Origin of the sequence: Mesorhizobium ciceri biovar biserrulae WSM1271 (assembly GCF_000185905.1) — a bacterium.
Lineage (GTDB): Bacteria > Pseudomonadota > Alphaproteobacteria > Rhizobiales > Rhizobiaceae > Mesorhizobium > Mesorhizobium ciceri.
This window is the reverse complement of the sequence record NC_014923.1, coordinates 5,337,510-5,356,105: the sequence shown is the minus strand read 5'-3', so window position 1 is coordinate 5,356,105 and position 18,596 is coordinate 5,337,510. Positions and strand designations below refer to the sequence as shown.

The window sequence follows — 18,596 nt, the reverse complement described above, 5'->3', positions numbered from 1 at the left end:
CCATGAGGAAAAGGCACACGCCGAAAGACAGGCTGATCACCGTGGCGCTCCATGTAGCGCTTGCAGCAGGGCTCTTTTTCGCGGCATTCCCGATCTACTGGATGCTGAGCAGCTCGTTCAAATCGAATACCGAAATCTTTGCCCTGCCACCAACCATCCTGCCAAAGGCGTTCACGCTGGAAGCGTATGCAGCCATCCTTGGCGACCCGGTAAAGCTGCGCTTCTTCTTCAACAGCTATTTCGTGGCGGGAGCGGTGACCGTGCTGACGGTGCTGATCGCCTTGCTGGCGGCCTACGGGTTCAGCCGCTTCAATTTCCGCGGCAAGGGCAGCCTGAACACAATCATCATCAGCACGCAGACGATTCCGCCGATCACACTTTTGATCCCCTTCTTCGGGCTTGTCGTCTCATACGGTATCTTCGATACCTACGTCGCGCTGATCCTGACCTACCTGGTGTTTACGCTGCCCTACGCGATCCTGCTGATGACGGGATATCTGAACACCTTGCCCCGCGATCTCGATGAAGCCGTGGCTGTCGACGGCGGCAGCAGCTGGACCGCGCTTTGGCGGGTGATTGTCCCGATTTCACTGCCTGGTATCGTGGCGACGTCGGTCTACACCTTCCTGTTGTGCTGGAACGAATTTCTCTTTGCGCTGACGCTGACGAAATCGACGTCCATGCGAACCGTCCCGATCGGCATCCAGCTGTTGATGGGGCAGCATGCCTTCGAATGGAACCAGATGATGGCGATGAGCGTGCTCGGCTCGCTACCGCTCTTGCTCATCTACCTCGTTGCCCAGAGGTACTTCCTCGCCGGCATGACCGCGGGCTCGGTCAAGTAGGATGTTCATCCCACGGCGACGCAGGGTGGCATCAATCAATAAGCGGTATCAAGGATTGAAAGGATGAACGTGAAAGACCTCAAAGTCGGCTGCCAGACCTTCACCTGGGAAATGCTGGGAGACCGGTTCACCGGCGGCCCCGACGATCTGCTGAGGGCGATCTCTGACGGTGGCTATGCCGGCATCGAGATCACCGACACCATGATCGGACATTATGGCGACAAGCCGGAGGAGTTCGCCGCCGCGCTGAAGACGTCGGGGCTGACGCTGGTTTCTTTCGCCTTTGGCTCGAACAGTGGCTTTACGCTGAAGGAGAAGATCGGCGACGATCTCGAGACCGTCAAACGCTGGATCGGCTTCGCGGCTGCGTTCCCGGGCGCGCTGGTCTCGATGGGCTCGGCGACGGTGGTGTCCGACGGGCCGCGCGACGAGAAGTTCGCCATCGCGGCCGATGTCTACAACAACGCCGGCGAGATCGGACGCAAGGCCGGGGTCCAGGTTGCGGTGCATCCCAGCTCGCACCACAACACGCTGCTGTTCGACCGCGCCGATTACGACGCGATCTTTGCCTTGCTCGACCCCGACCTGGTCGGCTGGGTACCGGATACCGGCCATATACTGCGCGGCCACAAGGACATGTCCGATACGCTGCGCACCTACCGCGACCGCATCCGCTACATCCACCTCAAGGACGTCGATGCCAACGGCACCTGGGCCATGCTCGGCAAGGGCGTCTGCGACACGCCGGCGGTGATCGAGATCGCCAACACCGCACCGCGCTTCAACGGCTGGCTGGTGCTGGAGGAGGAATCCGAAACGGCCGCCGCCGATCCCGCCGGCGCGGTAAAAACCAACCGCCAGACAATGCGCAGCTTGGGCGCCTGAAGAACGAGACGATGATCAAGAAACAAGACAGACGCCTCAGGGTCGGTGTGCTCGGCTGCGGCCCCATCGCGCAGTTCGCGCATCTGCAATCCTGCGTGAAGGCTGGGAATGCCGACCTCTACGCCATCTGCGACGCGGCACCCGATCTGCTCGCCCGCATGGGCGCCACCTACGAGCCGCAAAAGATGTATGCCGACTACGACGCCATGCTCGCCGATCCCGAACTGGAAGCGGTGATCGTCGCCACGTCGGACGCCTATCACGTGCCGATGTCGATCAAGGCGCTCGATGCGGGAAAGCATGTCCTGTGCGAAAAGCCGATCGGCACCTCGGTGGAGGAAGGCGAGGCACTGGCGCAGGCGGTCAGGCGCTCGGGCAAGGTCCTGCAGGTCGGTCACATGAAGCGCTTCGACCCGGCGCTGGAGGCGGCGCGCGACTTCGTGCGCGACGAGATCGGCGAGGTGCTGGCGCTGAAGGCCTGGTACTGCGATTCCACCCATCGCTACACCAACACCGATGCCATTCAGCCGCTGCCGGTCACCAGCAAGCTGGCGAAGAAGCCGACCGGCAATCCCAAGGCTGATCTCAGGCAATATTTCATGCTGGCGCACGGCTCGCATCTCGTCGACACGGCGCGTTTCCTGTGCGGCGATATCGTTGCCGTGCGCGCCCGCCTCAATGAGAAATTCGGCGCCTATTGCTGGTTCGTCGAGACCGAGTTCGCCAGCGGCGCGCTCGGGCATCTCGACCTGACCGTTGCCGTGCGCATGGACTGGCACGAAGGTTTTCAGCTCTATGGCGAGAACGGCTCCGTCATCGCGAAAACCTTCAACCCCTGGTACTTCCGCGCCAGCGAGGTCGAGATATTTCACGAGAAGACCGCCACCGCCCACAAGCCGCTCGGCGCCGACGGCCACTTCTTCCGCCGCCAACTGGAAGGCCTAGCGGATACAGTCCTGAACGGCACGCCGATGCGCGGCGCCAATGTCGAGGACGGCATCGCCTCGATCCGCGCCATGGTCGCCATCGCGCGTTCGGTCGAGACAGGTGAACGGGTCGAACTCGCCTCGGTTTCGGGAGCGGTCTGATGCGTCTCGGCATTTTCGCCAAGACATTTGCCGGCACAGAGCCGGCTGCCGTGCTGACGGCGGTTAAGCAGGCTGGCTATGAGACGACGCAGTTCAATCTCGCCTGCGCCGGCCTGCCGTCGATGCCGGATGTCGTGCCGGCAGATGCCATCGCTTCCGTCCGTGCCGCAGTGCGATCGTCAGGCGTTTCGCTGGCCGCGCTGTCGGGCACCTACAACATGGCGCATCCCGACAAGGCTGTGCGCGACGATGGTCTTCGCCGTCTTGCCGTCGTCATCGAGACGGCGGCGGCCCTCGGTATTCCGCTGGTCACGCTCTGCACCGGCTCGCGCAATGCCGCCGATCAATGGGCGTATCATCCCGACAATAGCACGCCGGCCGCCTGGTCCGACATGGCCGCCGAGATGGAGAAAGCGCTGGCGCTTGCCGAAGACGCCGGCGTCGATCTCGGCGTCGAGCCCGAGCAGGCCAACATCGTTACCTCGGCCAGGGACGCGACCAGGCTGATCGCCGAAATGGGATCGAAGCATCTGAAGATCGTGCTCGATCCGGCGAACCTGTTCGAGCACGCGACGCAACACGAAGCGCGCGCCATCGTCGCCGCCGCGATCGACGAGGCTGCCGGCCATATCGCCATGGCGCACGCCAAGGATCGCTCTGGTGACGGCCGCTTTGCCACCGCCGGACAAGGCATCGTCGATTTTCCGCATTTTGTTTCACGGCTGAAGGCAGCGGGCTTCGACGGATCGCTCGTCACCCACGGGCTGTCCGCCGATGAAGCCCCCGGCGTCGCAGCCTTTCTGCGGGGACTCCTCTGATGGTCGCCGCGCCAACGATCCTGCTTCGCGACGATGCATCGCTTCGTGTCTTCGACACGGGGCAGGGCAGGCCTCCCGTCGTCTTCCAGCACGGCCTCGGCGGTGATGCGGCACAAGTGGCGCAGAACTTTCCCGATGGTCCCTCATGCCGCCGACTGACCGTCGAATGCCGCGCTCAGGGCAGCTCTGGCGCCGGCACGACACGGCCGTTTTCGATCGCGATGTTCGCCGATGATGTGCTGGCCGCCGCGGATGCGGTCGGCCTCGACCGTTTCGTCGCCGGCGGCATCTCGATGGGCGCGGCAATCGCCTTGCGGCTTGCGGCCCGGCACCCGGATAGGGTCACAGGTCTGGTGCTTGTTCGCCCTGCCTGGGCTTTCGACGCGGCACCGCAAAACATGCGCCCTTACGTGGAAGTGGCGGAGCTCATCCTCAGCCGTCCGCTGGATGACGCGCGAGATATCTTCGCGGCCTCCGCGACGGCCGCACGCTTTCGAACCGCAGCGCCGGACAATCTTGCTTCCCTGCTCGGCTTCTTCGCGCGCGCCAACGCGAATGTTTTCGCCGAGGTGATGCGAGCAATCGCAAACGATGGGCCCGGCGTGACGCGGGCAGCGGCCGCCGGCCTCGCGCTCCCGACACTCGTCATCGGCAGCGGCATCGATCTCGTCCATCCGCTGGCCACCGCGCGCAGCCTTGCAGACACCATCCCCAATGCCGCCTTTGTCGAGGTGACGCCGAAGGCCACCGACAAGGAGCGCCATTTCGCCGAAATCCGCGCCGCCATCGGCAGCTTTCTCAACACAAATTTTGACAAGCAGGACCAATCATGATCTCGAAATCTCTCTCCGGCCCGGCCGCCATCGCCGAACTGCCACGCGATCGCATGATCGCCGAATTCTCGCTCTGGTCTGCCAATCTTGCCAATTTCGAGAACGACTTGAAGCGCATCGAACCCTATGTCGATCTTCATCATATCGATGTGGCGGACGGTCATTTCGCCCCGTCCTTCCTGTTCTTCCCCGACCTCGTCGCCCGCATCGCCGGGCTGACGGCCAAGCCGATCCATGTCCACCTGATGGTCGATGAAGCAATCGTCGAGGCGCAGACGCGCCAGTTCATCGAAGCCGGCGCCGACATGATCAGCGTCCATGCCGAGAATGGCGAGGCGGGATTGCGCGCCGTGCGGCTGGCGCGGGAGCTCGGCGCCGAGGCGGGCGTCGTGCTCAGGCTGGAGACGCCTGTGGAAGCGGTGACGGCCTTCGTCCCGGAAGTCGCCTTCGTAACGCTTCTTGGAACCGCAATCGGCGTCAAGGGACAGAGCCTGTCGGACAAGGCCTGCGACAGGCTGGGCGCTACCCGCGCTATCCTGAGAAAGGCCGGCCGTGAGGCGCAAGTGGTTCTGGCCGCCGACGGCGGCATCCGCCACGAGACCGTGCCGTTGCTGCGTGCCGCCGGCGCCGAAACCGTGGTTCTCGGTTCGCTCGCCTTCGGTGACAAGGACCTCGCCGGCCGCATCGGCTGGCTGCACGGCTTGAAGGTCGCGGCATGACAACGGAAGCCGCCCTTGCGATCGATCTTGGCGGGACGGAGCTTCGCGCCGCCTTGGTCGACCGCGAAGGCAAGATCCTGGCATTCGCGGCGGTGCCGACGCAGGCGCAGGCCGGTCCAGACGTGGTGATCGGCCAGATCGAGGCGCTGGCGGCGACCGTCCATGCCGAAGCCCCGGCACTGTCGGTCGTCGGCGTCGGTGTCGGTGCGCCGGGACCGCTTGATCCGCTGGCCGGCATCGCCGTCGGCCCGCCGACACTCACCGGCTGGCTGGATGTACCGCTTGCCGACATCCTCGAGCGGCGGCTCGGCCTGCCGGTCCGTCTGGAGAACGACGCCAATGCCGCGGCGCTCGGCGAATGGCGCTTCGGCGCCGGCCATGGCGCTCGCTCGCTGGTCTTTGTCACGGTGTCGACCGGCATCGGCGGCGGTGTCGTCGTCGATGGGCGCATCCTGCATGGCCGCCGTGGCCTTGCCGCCGAGATCGGTCACATGACCATCACCAATGAGGGCGAGCGTTGCGTGTGCGGCGTCATCGGCTGCTTCGAGGCCATCGCTTCGGGAACCGCGCTCGGCCGCCGCGCCACCGCCGCCACGGCGGCCGGCGACGGCTCTGCCTTGCGGCGCCTGTCAGCGGATGCGGAGGTGACCGGCCGCCACGTCGTCGAGGCGGCACGGCTGCGCGACGATCTTGCCTCGGCCTTGCTGGACGAGGAAGCCCGCTGGCTGGGCGTCGGCTTCACCAACCTGTTACATCTCTATTCGCCCGATGTGCTGGTCGTCGGCGGCGGCATCGCCAATGGGCTCGACCTGATGGCGCCGACCATCGAGGCAACCATCAGGCAGCGGGCCATGCGCGCCTATCGCGACGTACCGGTCGTTCCAGCACAGCTCGGCCGCCATGCTGGGCTCGTCGGCGCCGCCAGCCTTGTGCTGTTCGACGACGAGGGCACGATTGCCGCCCGCATGCCTGTCGGCCCAAGCACATATCCGGACACACCACTGAGCAAGATCGGCACCGTCTGACGTGCGACTGCATGACAAAGGCCGGAGGCAGCATGCCTCCGGCCTTTTACGCATAAGCCACGCGTGGTTACTCGGCGGGGACGACATCCGCCGGCAGGCTGTCGTCAGCCGTGCCCGCCAGCGCCCTCGCCAGCTTGGCCTCGTCGAGTTCGCCTTCCCAGCGCGCCACCACCAGCGTGGCGACGGCATTGCCAACGAAGTTGGTCAGCGCCCGGCATTCCGACATGAAGCGGTCGACGCCGAGGATCAGCGCCATACCGGCGACCGGCACCGCCGGAACCACCGACAGCGTGGCGGCAAGGGTGATGAAGCCCGCTCCGGTGATGCCGGCGGCACCCTTGGACGAGAGCATGGCCACCAGCAGCAGCAGGATCTGGTCACCCATCGACAGGTGGATGTTGGTCGCCTGTGCAATGAACAGCGCCGCCAAGGTCATGTAGATGTTGGTGCCGTCGAGGTTGAAGGAATAGCCGGTCGGGATGACCAGGCCGACCACCGAGCGCTTGGCGCCGGCCTTCTCCATCTTTTCCATCAGCGAGGGCAGGGCGGCCTCCGACGAGGAGGTGCCCAGCACCAAAAGCAGCTCTTCCTTGATGTAGCGGATCAGCGCCAGGATGGAGAATCCGTTGTAGCGGCAGACCGCACCCAGCACGATGAACACGAACAGGAACGACGTCACGTAAAAGGTGCCGACCAGCATGGCGAGATTGATGACCGCGCCGATGCCGTATTTGCCGATGGTGAAGGCCATGGCGCCGAAGGCACCGATGGGGGCGGCCTTCATCAGCACGCTGACCAGCTTGAAGATCGGCGTCGTCAGCGCCTGCAGGAAATTGAGGACGGGCTCGCCCTTGTCGCCGACCAGCGCCAGCGCGATGCCGAACAGCACCGAGAAGAACAGGACCTGCAGGATGTCGCCGTCGGCGAAGGCGCCGACGATGGTCGACGGGATGATGTTCATCAGGAACCCGGTGACCGACTGATCGTGCGCCTTGGCGGCGTAGGTGTTGACGGTCGAGGCGTCGAGCGTCGCCGGGTCGATGTTGAAGCCGGCGCCCGGCTGCACGACATTGGCGACGACAAGGCCGATGATCAGCGCCAACGTCGAAAAGGTGAGGAAATAGAGCATCGCCTTGCCGGCAACACGCCCGACCTTCTGCAGGTCGCTCATGCCGGCAATGCCCGTTGTCACGGTCAGGAAGATGACCGGGGCGATGATCATCTTGACCAGCTTGATGAAGGCGTCGCCGAGCGGCTTCATGCTCTCGCCGACCGACGGATAGAAATGGCCGAGCAGGATGCCGACGGTGATCGCGACGAGCACCTGCACGTAGAGTTGGGCATAGAAAGGCTTGCGCTGCGCGGCAAGCGCGCGTGATTGGTCTGCGATGTGCATCGAACTCTCCCTGGCCGGATGGGCGAAAACGGATCGCCTGCGTGACTTCTCCCATCGCGGCGCTCCGGTCGCACGCCGCTGAAAACAGTTTTGCAAGCGTCGTGCCAGATCGGGGAAAGGCCGGAATCGCGGATTTCCGCCTTTGTCAGAGGTCGCGCGGACAATACTTGTGCGGATTTCCGCACAAGTGGCGTTTGCCTGGGCGGATTTTCGCATTACACTGACCGGAAAGCCGCGAAGAAAAGGGAGAGGGCAGACGCCGCAGGCAGGCACCGATAGCGAATCCCAAGGGTTTGCCGGCCGTGAGTTGCTGCGCGAGGCGGTGGCCCGGCTGCGCGATGGCCGCTGGCTTGCCGTGGTCGCAGCCCTTGCCGTCCTGGCTGGCGCGATCGCCATCGCCGGGCGCATCGCCTCCGGCCAGGCGGCCGACAATCTGCGCGACACAGCACTTGCCGCTCTGCCGCTGGCGGCGGGAACGCTGACCGGCGAAATCGAAAAGCAGCGCCTGGTTCCCTTGGTGCTGGCCCGCGACGATGCTGTGCGGGGCGCGCTGCGCCGGGCCGGGAAGATGCAAGAAGCGGCCCTCAACGACAAGCTCAAGGCGATTGCCGGCGATGCCTCGGCCTCCGCCATCTATGTCATCGATACGGCAGGCATCGCCATATCAGCCAGCAATGCCGGCGAACCGACCAGCTTTGTCGGCATCGACTATAATTTCCGGCACTATTTTCAGGAGGCGATGGCGAAAGGTGCTGCCAGCCAATATGGCCTCGGCACGATCAGCGGACGGCCGGGACTCTACCTTTCGAGCCGCGTCGACGATAACGGCAAGCCGCTTGGCGTTGCGGTGTTGAAGGTCGAGCTCGACGGCGTCGAGGCAAATTGGCGTTCCAGCGGTTTCCTTGTCTTTGTCACCGATGAACGAGGCGTCGTGCTGGCCACCAGCCAGCCCGACTGGCGGTTTCGTGCGCTGGCACCACTGTCGGCCGAGGACGTGGCCGCCGCCCATGAGCAACTGCAATTGGCCGATGCTGCCTTCGAGCCGCTGCCGTTCAGACGCGGCGCCGGCGATGGCCTGGCGACGATCGACAACGCCGGAAAACCACGCCAGTTCGTCGAGGTGGTGCAGGATTTGCCCGGTGCAGTCCCAGGCTGGCGTCTGTGGCTGCTGACGCCCGCCGACGCTGCTCTCTCCTCGGCCGCCAATACGGCGCGCCTGACCACGCTCCTGGGCTTGCTGCTTCTAGGCTTGATTGCCTACGTGCTGACCCGGCGCCGGCGAACGCGCAGGCTGCGGCAGGAAGCGCTGGCGCGCATGAATGCCGAGCTCGAAAGCCGGGTCAGCACGCGAACGGCCGAGCTGACGCGCTCCAACACCGCACTTGCCGGCGAAATCGCCGAGCGCGAGAATGCCGAAGCCAAGGTCCGCCGACTGCGCGACGATCTCGCCCAGGCCAACCGGCTTTCCATCCTCGGCCAGATCGCCGCCGGCGTGGCGCATGAGATCAACCAGCCGGTCGCCGCCATCCGCACCTATGCCGAGAATGCAGGTCGTTTTCTGGACAGCGGCAAGACCGGATCGGCCAGCGGCAATCTGACATCGATCGTTTCGATGACCGAACGCATCGGCGCGATCACCGGCACCTTGCGCACTTTCGCCCGCCGGCCGGGCGTCGCCGCTTCGCCGCTGCCGGTGCGCGAGGCGATCGACGGCGCGCTGTCGCTGCTGTCAGGCCGCATACGCGATTCCGGCGTCACCATCGTCAGGCCGCGCGGCAATGCCTCGCCGGTGGTCATGGCGAGCCGCATCCGGCTGGAGCAGATCCTGGTCAATCTTTTGCAAAATGCATTGGACGCGATGAAGGACCAGCCCGATCCCCGCATCGAGATCGAACTTGCCGAGCGCGACGACAGGGTGCTGATTTCGGTGCGCGACAATGGACCCGGCCTTGGTCCGGAGGCGGCTGGCAATCTGTTCATGCCGTTCCAGACCACCAAGGAGAAGGGGCTTGGCCTGGGGCTGGTGATCTCGCAGGAGATCGCCCAGGAATTGGGCGGCACGCTGCGGCTCGATCCCGGCAATGGCAGCGGCGCATCCTTCACCATCGATTTGAGGCGGATTGAATGACAGACGGATCAGGGCTGGTCGCGCTCGTCGACGACGATGCGGACCTCCTTCATGCCACCACGCAATTGCTCGAGCTTGCCGGCTTCACGGTGGTCGCACTCGACGCCGCCGAGGCAGCACTTGCCGTCGTCGACAGGAATTTCGAGGGCGTCGTCGTCAGCGATATCCGCATGCCGGGCATGAACGGGCTGCAGCTGTTCGATCGCATCAAAGCGATCGACGCGGATATACCGGTGATCCTGGTTACCGGGCATGGCGATGTCGATCTCGCTGTGGCCGCGCTCAAGGACGGCGTTTACGATTTCATCCCGAAACCCTATGCCGGAGAACGCCTTGTCGAGGCGCTGAAACGGGCATCGGAAAAGCGGCGGCTGGTGATGGAAAACCGGCGGCTGCGCGAAGCCGCGGCATTGGCCGCCGACGGCCTGCCGCTGATCGGCGAGGCGCCTGCCATCAAGCGGTTGCGCGAGACCTTGCGCCAGATCGCCGACATGGATGTCGATGTGCTGGTCGAGGGAGAAACGGGAACCGGCAAGGAAGTGGTGGCGGACCTCCTGCACCGTTGGGGGCGGCGGCGCGCAAAACCCTTCGTGGCGCTGAATTGCGGCGCCCTGCCGGAGACGGTCATCGAAAGCGAGTTGTTCGGCCACGAGGCTGGCGCGTTCACCGGCGCGCAGCGGCGGCGGATTGGCAGCATCGAGCATTCGAGCGGCGGCACGCTGTTTCTCGACGAGATCGAATCCATGCCGCCTGCGCTCCAGGTCAAGCTGCTGCGCGTGCTCGAAACGCGCAGCCTCACGCCGCTTGGCTCGAACGAGATACGGCGCATCGATCTCAGGGTCGTCGCAGCGACCAAGGTCGATCTCGGGCGGCCGGACCAGCGCGGCGATTTTCGCGAGGATCTGTATTTTCGCCTCAACGTGGTGACGCTGCGCATTCCGCCGCTGCGTGAACGCCGCGGCGATATCCCGATGCTGTTCGGGCATTTCCTCGGCAAGGCGGCCGAACGGTTTGGCCGGCCTGTCGCCAAGGTGAATGCAGCCGTCAGCGATCATCTCCAGTCGCATGACTGGCCGGGCAATGTGCGCGAGCTCGCCCATTTCGCCGATCGCGTCGCGCTCGGTCTCGGCCCGGACGAGGAGATGAAAACGGTTCGCGCGTATTCGCCGGAGCCTGCGGCAGCATTGCCCGAACGGGTCGGCCACTATGAGGCGCAACTGATCCGCGATGCGCTGCGCGACCATGGCGGCGACGTGCGCGCCGCCATCGACGCGCTCGGCGTGCCGCGTAAGACCTTTTATGACAAGCTCAAGCGCTACGGCATTGCCGCGTCCGAATTTCGCAATGGCGGCGATGCCGATACGCAACCCATCTCGGAAAAGCGATGAACACGACACTGCAAACGACGGCAAATCCCTCGCCGCAAGACCTCACTTTTCTCAGCGAAAGGCTGACGGCGTTCAACGACGGCGATGTCGGCGCGTCCGAAAGGCAAGCGCTTGCGGTGTTCGTGCGCGACGACGCCGGCGCGGTCGTCGCCGGCATTTCCGGTTACACCGCCTGGGGCTGGCTTTATGTGCAATGGCTCTGGGTGGATGAGCGGCTGCGCGGCCAGCACATCGCCGGCAAGATGCTGGACGCGGCCGAACATGAAGCGGTGGCGCGCGGCTGTCGAAACGCCTGGATCGACACCTTCAATCCGAATGCCGCCAAGGCCTATCAGCGCCAGGGTTATCAGCCCTTTGGAACACTTGCCGACTTCCCCGTCGGCCGCAGCCGCATCTTCCTGCAGAAGAAACTGGCTTAACCGGCGAGTTTTCCGCCCTGCATCGGCCGCGGTGCGCCGGTCGTGCTCGGAAAACTGATCGGCAGCCCGCGCAGCACGCGAACCGCGAGGAAGGCAAAGCATTCCGCCTCGACCGCGTCGCCGCTCCAGCCCAGGCTCTCGGCCTGCACCACCTCGACGCCGGCGCGGCTGGCCAGCATCGCCATCATGGTCGGATTATGGCGACCTCCGCCGCTGACCACGAGTTTCTTCGGCCGGTGCGGCAAGAGGTCGAGCGCCTTTCCGACGGCCGCAGCGGTGAAGGCGGTGAGCAGCGCCGCGCCATCCTCGGCGCTTAGGCCGTCCGCCATCGCCGCGCCGAAGTCGAAACGGTCCAGTGATTTTGGGTAGGCTTTGCTGAGATAAGGGTGCTGCAGCAGCTTTGCCAAGCGCTCCTCGTCCACCTTGCCCGCCCCGCCAAGCGCGCCGTCGCGGTCCATTTCGCCGAGCCCTTTCGACTTGATGAAATCGTTCAGCGGTGCGTTGGCGGGGCCGGTATCGAAGGCAACGACATTGTCGGCACCGTCCCACCAGGTGATGTTGGCGACGCCGCCGAGATTGAGCACCGCCACCTCGCCGCTGGCGCCGGCGCTGCGCATCAGCGCGGTGTGGTAGGCCGCGGCCAAGGGCGCGCCTTGTCCGCCGGCGCGCATGTCGGCCGAACGGAAATCGTAAGCGACCTTGGTGCCCAATAACGCGTGCATCAGTTCACCGTCGCCGAGCTGCCTTGTCTGGCCAAGCCGTCCGACCTGCGGCGCACGATGCAGCACGGTCTGGCCGTGAAAACCGACGACGCCGATGTCGGCCATCGTCATGCCATAGCTCTCGACCAATTCCTTGACCGCCGCCGACTGCGCTCGCGTCAGGGCTTCTTCCGCGGTGCGGAAGATCGCCGGCTCCGGCCCGACGAAATTCCACGCCCGCGCCTCCGTCAGCGTCTCTTCCAGCAGCGAGCGGATCGACGCGGGATAGGGCATCAACCGATAGGTGCCGAAATCCTCGATCTGCTCGCCATCGGTCTTGATCAGCGCGACGTCGATGTTGCCGTCCAGCACCGTGCCGGTCATCAGGCCGACGGCCCAGATTGGTTCCATAGTCGTTTCCTCGTTGAGCATGATCTTTTCCGAAAACCGTTTCCCACTTTTCGGGACCATGCTCCAGTCCCCATCGATGAGATCGCCGATAGCTTTGCGAAGCCTGACGATTCTACCGTCAAAATATCGGTCGGATGAATCCGGTTGGCGGGCAAGGTCCAGGCCTTGCCACTGTCGAAGCGGCGGTCTCGGTGCTGAAGGCCGAGCGGCCTTCGTAGCGCCACAGGCGATGCTGGACCGCGCAACGTTGGTTCTGCAGCCGTCTGGCTCAACAACCGCCGAGATGCCACCTCTTGCCTGTCAGCCCCGAAGGCGCGACCTTGCCTGATCTGGCGAACGCTTCCGCCGAAATCCGCAAGGAGTGAAAAATCATGGCATCCGATGTGGCCGTCATTGCAGGCGCCGGCGCTGGTCTGAGCGCCTCGCTTGCGCGCCTTCTCACCCGGGAAGGCTTTCGCGTGGTTCTGGCCGCCCGCAATGTCGAGAAGCTCAGCGCTCTGACCGACGAAACCGGGGCGCTGGCCGTCGAGACGGATGTTGCCGACGTTGCGTCCGTCGCCAGCCTGTTCGACACCGCAGACAAGGCCGGCCCGCTGGCGCTTGCAGTGTTCAACGCCAGCGCGCGCACCCGCGGACCGATCGCCGAGCTCGATGCCGAAGCGGTCAAACAGGCATTGCTGGTCGGCGCCTATGGCGGCTTCCTGGTCGGCCAGCAGGCGGCGCGCCGGCTGCTGGCGCGGGGTTCCGGATCGATCCTGTTCACCGGCGCCACCGCCAGCGTGAAGGGATTTCCCGGCTCAGCCGGCTTCGCCATGCCGAAATTCGGCCTGCGCGGCCTGGCGCAATCCATGGCCCGTGAACTCGCTCCGCAGAACATCCACGTCGCCCACTTCATCATCGACGGCCAGATCGAGCCGGCCGGACAGGTGGCCGATCCCGGCCGGCCGGACCGCCGTCTATCGCCGGACGCCATCGCCGAGGCCTATCTTACAACCCATCGCCAGCATCGCAGCGCCTGGAGCTCGGAGCTTGAGCTGCGGCCCTGGGCAGAGACGTTTTGACAGTGCAGCTGATCGACTAGGGCCAACTGATCGCCTGGCGGGAAGTAACGCGGTCCTTCCGCTATTCCTTTACATTAGGCGATACTAATATTTTGTGGCTCTGAGCTGCTTATCCGATACATAAAAAAGCCCAGTGTAATATATACGTTTGTTTAACGTCGGTTGTGCATCTTGCTGGCTTTCCCGGTCTAATTGAGAACGCGTATGCCGGTTACACGTCGTACACTGCTTGCGGCCGGGAGCGGCGGGTTGCTGATCTCGCAAGCCCGGGCGGCCAACACTCCAGGACAGCAGGCGGAGAACGCCCCAAAGCCGATCGCGAGCGGCGATGCCTTGCGCATCGCAATGCCGGTCTTCGCTTCCAATCCGTTCTTCCCGGCCGACGGATCGGGGGACAATGGCATAGACATGGAACTGGCCCACGGCATCGCCGCGGCGCTTGGGGTCGAGCCGGTGTTCGACCGATCCGCCGCAACGTTCGACGATATCGTCAGACAGGTCAGTTCCGGACAGGCCGACATGGCGATTGGCAAGCTCAGCAGGACGCTTCAGCGCGGCCGGTCGATCATCTATTCCCGCCCCTACGCCATGCTGCGGCAAGGGCTGATCGCCAACCGCCTCAACCTGGCGCGTATCGCGCAAGGCAAGCCGCCAGAACAGATTGTCCGTGATTTCTCAGGTGATCTCGGCGTGATCGAGGGCTCTTCCTTCGCCACTTATGCGGCCACGACTTTCCCACATGCGCAAATCCATCGCTTGGCAAGCTGGGACCTGATCATCGATGCGATCCGAAACGGGACGATCGACATGGCCTATCGCGATGATTTCGAGATCAAGAAGCTGATGGTCGACGATCCGTCGATGACAGTCGTAGCGCGCTCCATCACGCTGACCGACAAGGTCGATACGATCGCAGTCGGCGTGCGGCCGGACAATCCGCATCTCGCGGCCTTTGTCGATCTGTATCTCGACCTCGCTCGGGGTCAGCAGATTCTCAACACGGACGAGATCATCGCCCGCTATCGCCTGGGGAGCAAAGCCTGACAATGGCCATCTCCGACGTAGCCGGACCCCTGCCTTTCGATTGGCGTCTCGCGGCAAGGCGTATCTTGCGATCGCCGGTGACGACGATTGCGATGATTGCTGCAGGAATCCTGTGCGGCCTCTACTATCCAGACTTTGCCCATGCGATCAGCCCTGTCGCACAACTCTACCTGAATTTCCTAAAGATGGTCGTCCTGCCCTATTTGGTCTCGTCGGTCATCTTCTCCATCACGGCGATGGTCCAGGACCCGAAATCGGTCCGCTACCTCGGTAAGGTGGGTATGGCCGTGCTGGTCGTGTCGTTCCTGGCCGTGCTGGTGAGCGGCACCTTGTCGCTGATCCTGCAGCCGGGCCAGATCGAGAATCCCCAGTCGCGCATCGAGCTTGGCGAGTTCATCAATTCGCAAGGCAGCGTGTCCACCGATCTCGCCTTCCCGTTCCAGCCGCCGCCCTCCAATGGGGATCCCAGCGGCGGGCATTCGATCCTGCTCGACCTGGTGCCGAACAACGTCTTCAATGCGCTGGCCTCGGGACAGACCATCCAGGTTCTGCTGTTCTGCCTGCTTTTCGGGCTCGCGATGGGAAAGATTCCCCAGCCCTCGTCCATGAGCCTGACGCAGGCGCTCAACGCGGTCTACAGGGCCTGTACGGTGCTGACCAACTGGTTCATCTGGGGGTTGCCCTTTGCAACCTTCATCCTGATCGCGGACCAGACCGCGTCGACCGGAACCAAGCCGCTCACGCTGATGGGCGGTTACCTGCTGGTGATGGGTCTTTCCTGCCTCATATTCGTAGCCGGGGCCTTTGCCATTATCGCCATCCGGTCGCGACGAAGCTACTGGACGACGATCAAGACCTGCCAGCCCCTTCTCATGGTGGCCATCACCACACGCTCTACGGTCGCCTCGCTGCCGTGGGTCATCAACCTTTTGAGCGAGCGCCTGCGGTTCAGCCTGGTGGTCGTGGAACTGCTGGTGCCGCTGCAGGCGGCTTTGCTGCGTACAGGCCCGGCGCTGCTCTACACTTCGGGTGCGCTGTTCATCGCCCAGCTCTACGGCCATCCGCTTGCAGTCCCCGACCTCGTGCTCGTCGGCATCATCTCGGCGCTTCTTGCGCTCACCACCGGCGGCATGGGCAGCCTGCTCATCCTGTCGCAGATGTCCATCGTCTGCGGCTACCTGAAGCTTCCCTTCGAGGCGGCGTTCGCCCTGTTCGTTGCGGTGGATGCGGCCGTGGACACGTTCATGACGCTGGCCAGCGTCTGCACCGTCGCAGCGAGCACGGCAATGATCGCTCCCAGCCACAGGGAGGCGACACAGCCTGAAACCGTCTCGGAACAGCTCGAAGCCGAGCCTGCCGGATGATCGACGACACCATCCGTCCCCAGCTCGGCATTATCGGCGGCCTCGGGCCGCTTGCATCGGCTGACTTCTACTTCAAATTGACCCGGATGACCCAGGCGTTCAGAGACAACGAACATGTGCCTGCCGTGATCCTCAGCATACCGCAGCTGCCCGACAGGACCGAAGCCATCCTTGCCGGCCATGACGGCCCGCTGGCGCCTTTGAAAGCGGCGGTCGCGACGCTCAATGCGCTCGGCGTCGCCTGCGTCGCGATGCCGTGCAACACCGCCCATCATTGGTACGACCAACTGGCGGCGAATTCGCGCGCGGAAATCATCCATATCGGCGACGCCGTGGTGGCGGAGACGCGTCGTAGCCTGGAGCGGGGCCGGGTTGCTGTTCTCGCCACCCAGGGCACGCTGGTCTCCGGCTTCTATCAGGACAGGATGTCGGCGGCGGGATTTGAGCTCTGCCTTCCCTCGAACACCGAATTTCAGGCGTGCGTCGACAGCGCGATCAGCCTCGTCAAGGCGGGTTCGATCGTGGATGCGGCGGTTGAAACCGAGCGCGCGCTCGACATCGCGCAAGCGACCGGCGCCGATGCCGCCCTGCTCGGCTGCACCGAACTGTCGGTGGTGGCTGCCAGCCTCAACGACGTGAATGGATTGGTCGTCATCGACAGCAATGCGGCCCTGGCGCGAGCCTGCCTGACGCGATTAGGGTTCGGTACGCAGGAAGCCCGAGGCCTGCCGACCGTATCGCGGCCGCCAGGACATGATTGGCCGATGCGCGCCAGCTTGGCCGTACTGGCGTAACCCGATCTAGACGCTCTCGAGGTATGTCTCGATCTCGAAGTCGCTGACATTGAGCGCGAATGTGTTCAGCTCCTGGCGTTTGCAGGCCACAAAGGAGTCGCGCAGGATGGCTGGAAAAATCTCCGCCACATGCGTCCCGCTCTCGAAGGCGGCGATGGCGGATGCCCAGTCCGGCGGAAGCTTTGCCGGCGGAAGTCCCTGGCCGTCTGTGCCGATCGGATCACCGGGCGACAACTGTCTTTCGATGCCGGTCAGTGCGGCGCCCAATATGGCCGCGAGCACCAGATAGGGGTTGGCGTCGGCTCCCGATACGCGGTGCTCGATACGGCGAGCAGCGGTCGGTCCGCCCGGAATGCGGATCGCGACCATGCGGTTCTCATAGCCCCAGGCGACCGCGGTTGGCGCATAGGATCTTGGGCGCAGCCTGCGGTACGAATTGAAGTGCGGCGCGAATACCAGCGTGCTCTCGGCCATTGCCGCAAGCAGGCCACCGACTGCATGGCGCATGGTCTCCGAGCCCTGGTCGGTGCCGTCGTCGAAGACGTTGCGCCCTTCACCGTCGACCAGGCTGAAATGAACGTGAAAGCCGTTGCCCGCCCGGTCGCCATAGGGCTTGGCCATGAAGCAGGCGGCAAAGCCGTGCTTGCGGGCAATGCCCTTCACCGTGCGCTTGAACAGCACCGCATCGTCAGCCGCCCGCAACGCGTCCGCGACATGGTTCAGATTGATCTCGAACTGACCGACGCCGTTTTCGGCGATGGCCGTGTCGACGGGAATGCCTTGCGTCCGGCAAGCCTCGTAGACGTCATGGATGAAGGATTCGAAATCGTCGATTTCGTCGATCGACAGCGCCGCGTCGGAATCGAGCCGGCGTCCGGTCACCGGCGAGACAGGGCCGACCGGCCGCTGCGATTGCGGATCGACAAGGTAGAATTCGAGTTCCGTTGCCGCGACCGGGGTCAGGCCCAGGGCCTTGTAGCGATCGAGGATGCGGGCCAGCGCCCGTCGCGGGTCGCCGAGATAGGGCGCGCCGCTTTCGTCGGCAAGCCACAGCGGGACAAGTGCCGTCGGATGCGCCGTCCAGGCCACCGGCAGAATGCCGCGCCCGGTCCATTGGCACAGTCCATCGGCATCGCCGGTCGAGAAAACCAGGCTGTTGCCTTCGATGTCTTCGCCCCAGACATCCAGTCCGATCAGCGAAAAAGGCATGCGCAGCTTGCCTTCCAGCGCCTTTCTTGCCTGCTCGACGGGAATGCGCTTGCCGCGCATGATACCGTTGAGGTCGCACACCGCCGCCCTGAGGCTCTGGATGTCGGTTCTGCTTTCAAGCCAGTTCAAAACGTCCGCAATTGCATCGCTCAATTTAAAACCTCTGGTTTTCGAAGGTGCCGCAGCCTGACCGGCCGCACGTCCCTGGTAAAAATAGCTGGTGAGTTTTAGGAAAACAGACGTGGCTGTCGCCAAGCGCTTTTCCTTATTTTTTCAAGTCACTAGCTGGTATGTCGGGAGGCATTTCAAAACCAATTGCGCGATCTGCGATCGCAACATAGAGGTTGGAGGGCGGAATGCCAAGCACGAGCCGGTAAACCAGCGCGCAGCCGCTATCGGCGGGATCGGCGAGCTCGCTGCGGTAAGATCTGGCGCACGCAGCGCCCGAGCCACGCTGTGCAAAACGGT

At 64.1% G+C, this 18,596-nt stretch carries 17 protein-coding genes; 14 read left to right on the top strand and 3 right to left on the bottom strand.

Going from position 1 to position 18,596, the window contains the following annotated elements; genetic code table 11:
• The first annotated feature begins 2 nt into the window (after positions 1–2).
• The 7 genes from MESCI_RS26035 (at position 3) to MESCI_RS26005 (ending at position 6,213) form a co-directional block, all read left to right on the top strand.
• Positions 3–845 carry a carbohydrate ABC transporter permease gene (locus MESCI_RS26035; protein ID WP_013532946.1) on the top strand — a complete coding sequence of 281 codons (843 nt, stop codon included), beginning with the start codon at positions 3–5 and terminating at the stop codon, positions 843–845.
• Between the two features lie 63 nt (positions 846–908).
• Complete coding sequence (locus tag MESCI_RS26030) at positions 909–1,730, top strand: sugar phosphate isomerase/epimerase family protein (protein WP_013532945.1); 822 nt, start codon at positions 909–911, stop codon at positions 1,728–1,730.
• Positions 1,731–1,741: 11 nt separating this feature from the next.
• The gene (locus MESCI_RS26025) at positions 1,742–2,818 is read left to right on the top strand and encodes a Gfo/Idh/MocA family protein (protein ID WP_013532944.1); all 1,077 of its coding nucleotides are present in this window, start codon (positions 1,742–1,744) and stop codon (positions 2,816–2,818) included.
• Complete coding sequence (locus tag MESCI_RS26020; RefSeq protein ID WP_013532943.1) at positions 2,818–3,636, top strand: sugar phosphate isomerase/epimerase family protein; 819 nt, start codon at positions 2,818–2,820, stop codon at positions 3,634–3,636. Before MESCI_RS26025 ends, MESCI_RS26020 begins: the two co-directional genes overlap by 1 nt.
• Positions 3,636–4,469, top strand: coding sequence for an alpha/beta fold hydrolase (locus tag MESCI_RS26015; RefSeq protein ID WP_013532942.1), 834 nt, complete (start codon positions 3,636–3,638; stop codon positions 4,467–4,469). The genes MESCI_RS26020 and MESCI_RS26015 overlap by 1 nt, the downstream gene beginning before the upstream one ends.
• The gene (locus MESCI_RS26010) at positions 4,466–5,188 is read left to right on the top strand and encodes a ribulose-phosphate 3-epimerase (RefSeq protein ID WP_013532941.1); all 723 of its coding nucleotides are present in this window, start codon (positions 4,466–4,468) and stop codon (positions 5,186–5,188) included. The genes MESCI_RS26015 and MESCI_RS26010 overlap by 4 nt, the downstream gene beginning before the upstream one ends.
• The gene (locus tag MESCI_RS26005; RefSeq protein ID WP_013532940.1) at positions 5,185–6,213 is read left to right on the top strand and encodes an ROK family protein; all 1,029 of its coding nucleotides are present in this window, start codon (positions 5,185–5,187) and stop codon (positions 6,211–6,213) included. The genes MESCI_RS26010 and MESCI_RS26005 overlap by 4 nt, the downstream gene beginning before the upstream one ends.
• Before the next feature lie 67 nt (positions 6,214–6,280).
• Here MESCI_RS26005 and MESCI_RS26000 read toward each other — a convergent pair whose 3' ends face one another.
• Positions 6,281–7,609 (bottom strand): dicarboxylate/amino acid:cation symporter, encoded by a 1,329-nt coding sequence (locus MESCI_RS26000; protein ID WP_013532939.1) that lies wholly within the window; start codon positions 7,607–7,609, stop codon positions 6,281–6,283.
• Between the two features lie 169 nt (positions 7,610–7,778).
• On the opposite strand from MESCI_RS26000, the gene MESCI_RS25995 reads away from it, so the two are divergent.
• The 3 genes from MESCI_RS25995 to MESCI_RS25985 are packed head-to-tail and all read left to right on the top strand — an operon-like array spanning position 7,779 to position 11,544.
• On the top strand, positions 7,779–9,737 hold the full coding sequence (locus tag MESCI_RS25995; RefSeq protein ID WP_013532938.1) for a sensor histidine kinase: 1,959 nt from the start codon (positions 7,779–7,781) through the stop codon (positions 9,735–9,737).
• Positions 9,734–11,125, top strand: coding sequence for a sigma-54-dependent transcriptional regulator (locus MESCI_RS25990; RefSeq protein WP_013532937.1), 1,392 nt, complete (start codon positions 9,734–9,736; stop codon positions 11,123–11,125). Before MESCI_RS25995 ends, MESCI_RS25990 begins: the two co-directional genes overlap by 4 nt.
• Entirely contained in the window at positions 11,122–11,544 is a 423-nt protein-coding gene (locus tag MESCI_RS25985) for a GNAT family N-acetyltransferase (protein ID WP_013532936.1), read from the top strand. The genes MESCI_RS25990 and MESCI_RS25985 overlap by 4 nt, the downstream gene beginning before the upstream one ends.
• On the opposite strand, the gene MESCI_RS25980 is transcribed toward MESCI_RS25985, so the two are convergent.
• The gene (locus tag MESCI_RS25980) at positions 11,541–12,656 is read right to left on the bottom strand and encodes an anhydro-N-acetylmuramic acid kinase (protein ID WP_013532935.1); all 1,116 of its coding nucleotides are present in this window, start codon (positions 12,654–12,656) and stop codon (positions 11,541–11,543) included. The genes MESCI_RS25985 and MESCI_RS25980 overlap by 4 nt on opposite strands.
• 371 nt (positions 12,657–13,027) lie before the next feature.
• Between MESCI_RS25980 and MESCI_RS25975 the strand changes: the two genes are divergently transcribed.
• The 4 genes from MESCI_RS25975 (at position 13,028) to cuyB (ending at position 16,919) form a co-directional block, all read left to right on the top strand.
• A complete protein-coding gene (locus MESCI_RS25975; protein WP_013532934.1) occupies positions 13,028–13,717 on the top strand; it encodes an SDR family NAD(P)-dependent oxidoreductase in 690 nt (229 codons plus the stop codon).
• A gap of 204 nt (positions 13,718–13,921) precedes the next feature.
• A complete protein-coding gene (locus tag MESCI_RS25970) occupies positions 13,922–14,761 on the top strand; it encodes a substrate-binding periplasmic protein (RefSeq protein ID WP_064995078.1) in 840 nt (279 codons plus the stop codon).
• Positions 14,762–14,853: 92 nt separating this feature from the next.
• Entirely contained in the window at positions 14,854–16,125 is a 1,272-nt protein-coding gene (locus tag MESCI_RS25965; RefSeq protein WP_245268569.1) for a dicarboxylate/amino acid:cation symporter, read from the top strand.
• Complete coding sequence (cuyB, locus tag MESCI_RS25960) at positions 16,122–16,919, top strand: cysteate racemase (RefSeq protein WP_013532931.1); 798 nt, start codon at positions 16,122–16,124, stop codon at positions 16,917–16,919. Before MESCI_RS25965 ends, cuyB begins: the two co-directional genes overlap by 4 nt.
• Before the next feature lie 6 nt (positions 16,920–16,925).
• Here cuyB and MESCI_RS25955 read toward each other — a convergent pair whose 3' ends face one another.
• Positions 16,926–18,281, bottom strand: a complete 1,356-nt coding sequence (locus MESCI_RS25955) for a glutamine synthetase family protein (protein ID WP_013532930.1) — start codon at positions 18,279–18,281, stop codon at positions 16,926–16,928.
• Positions 18,282–18,596 lie beyond the last annotated feature (315 nt).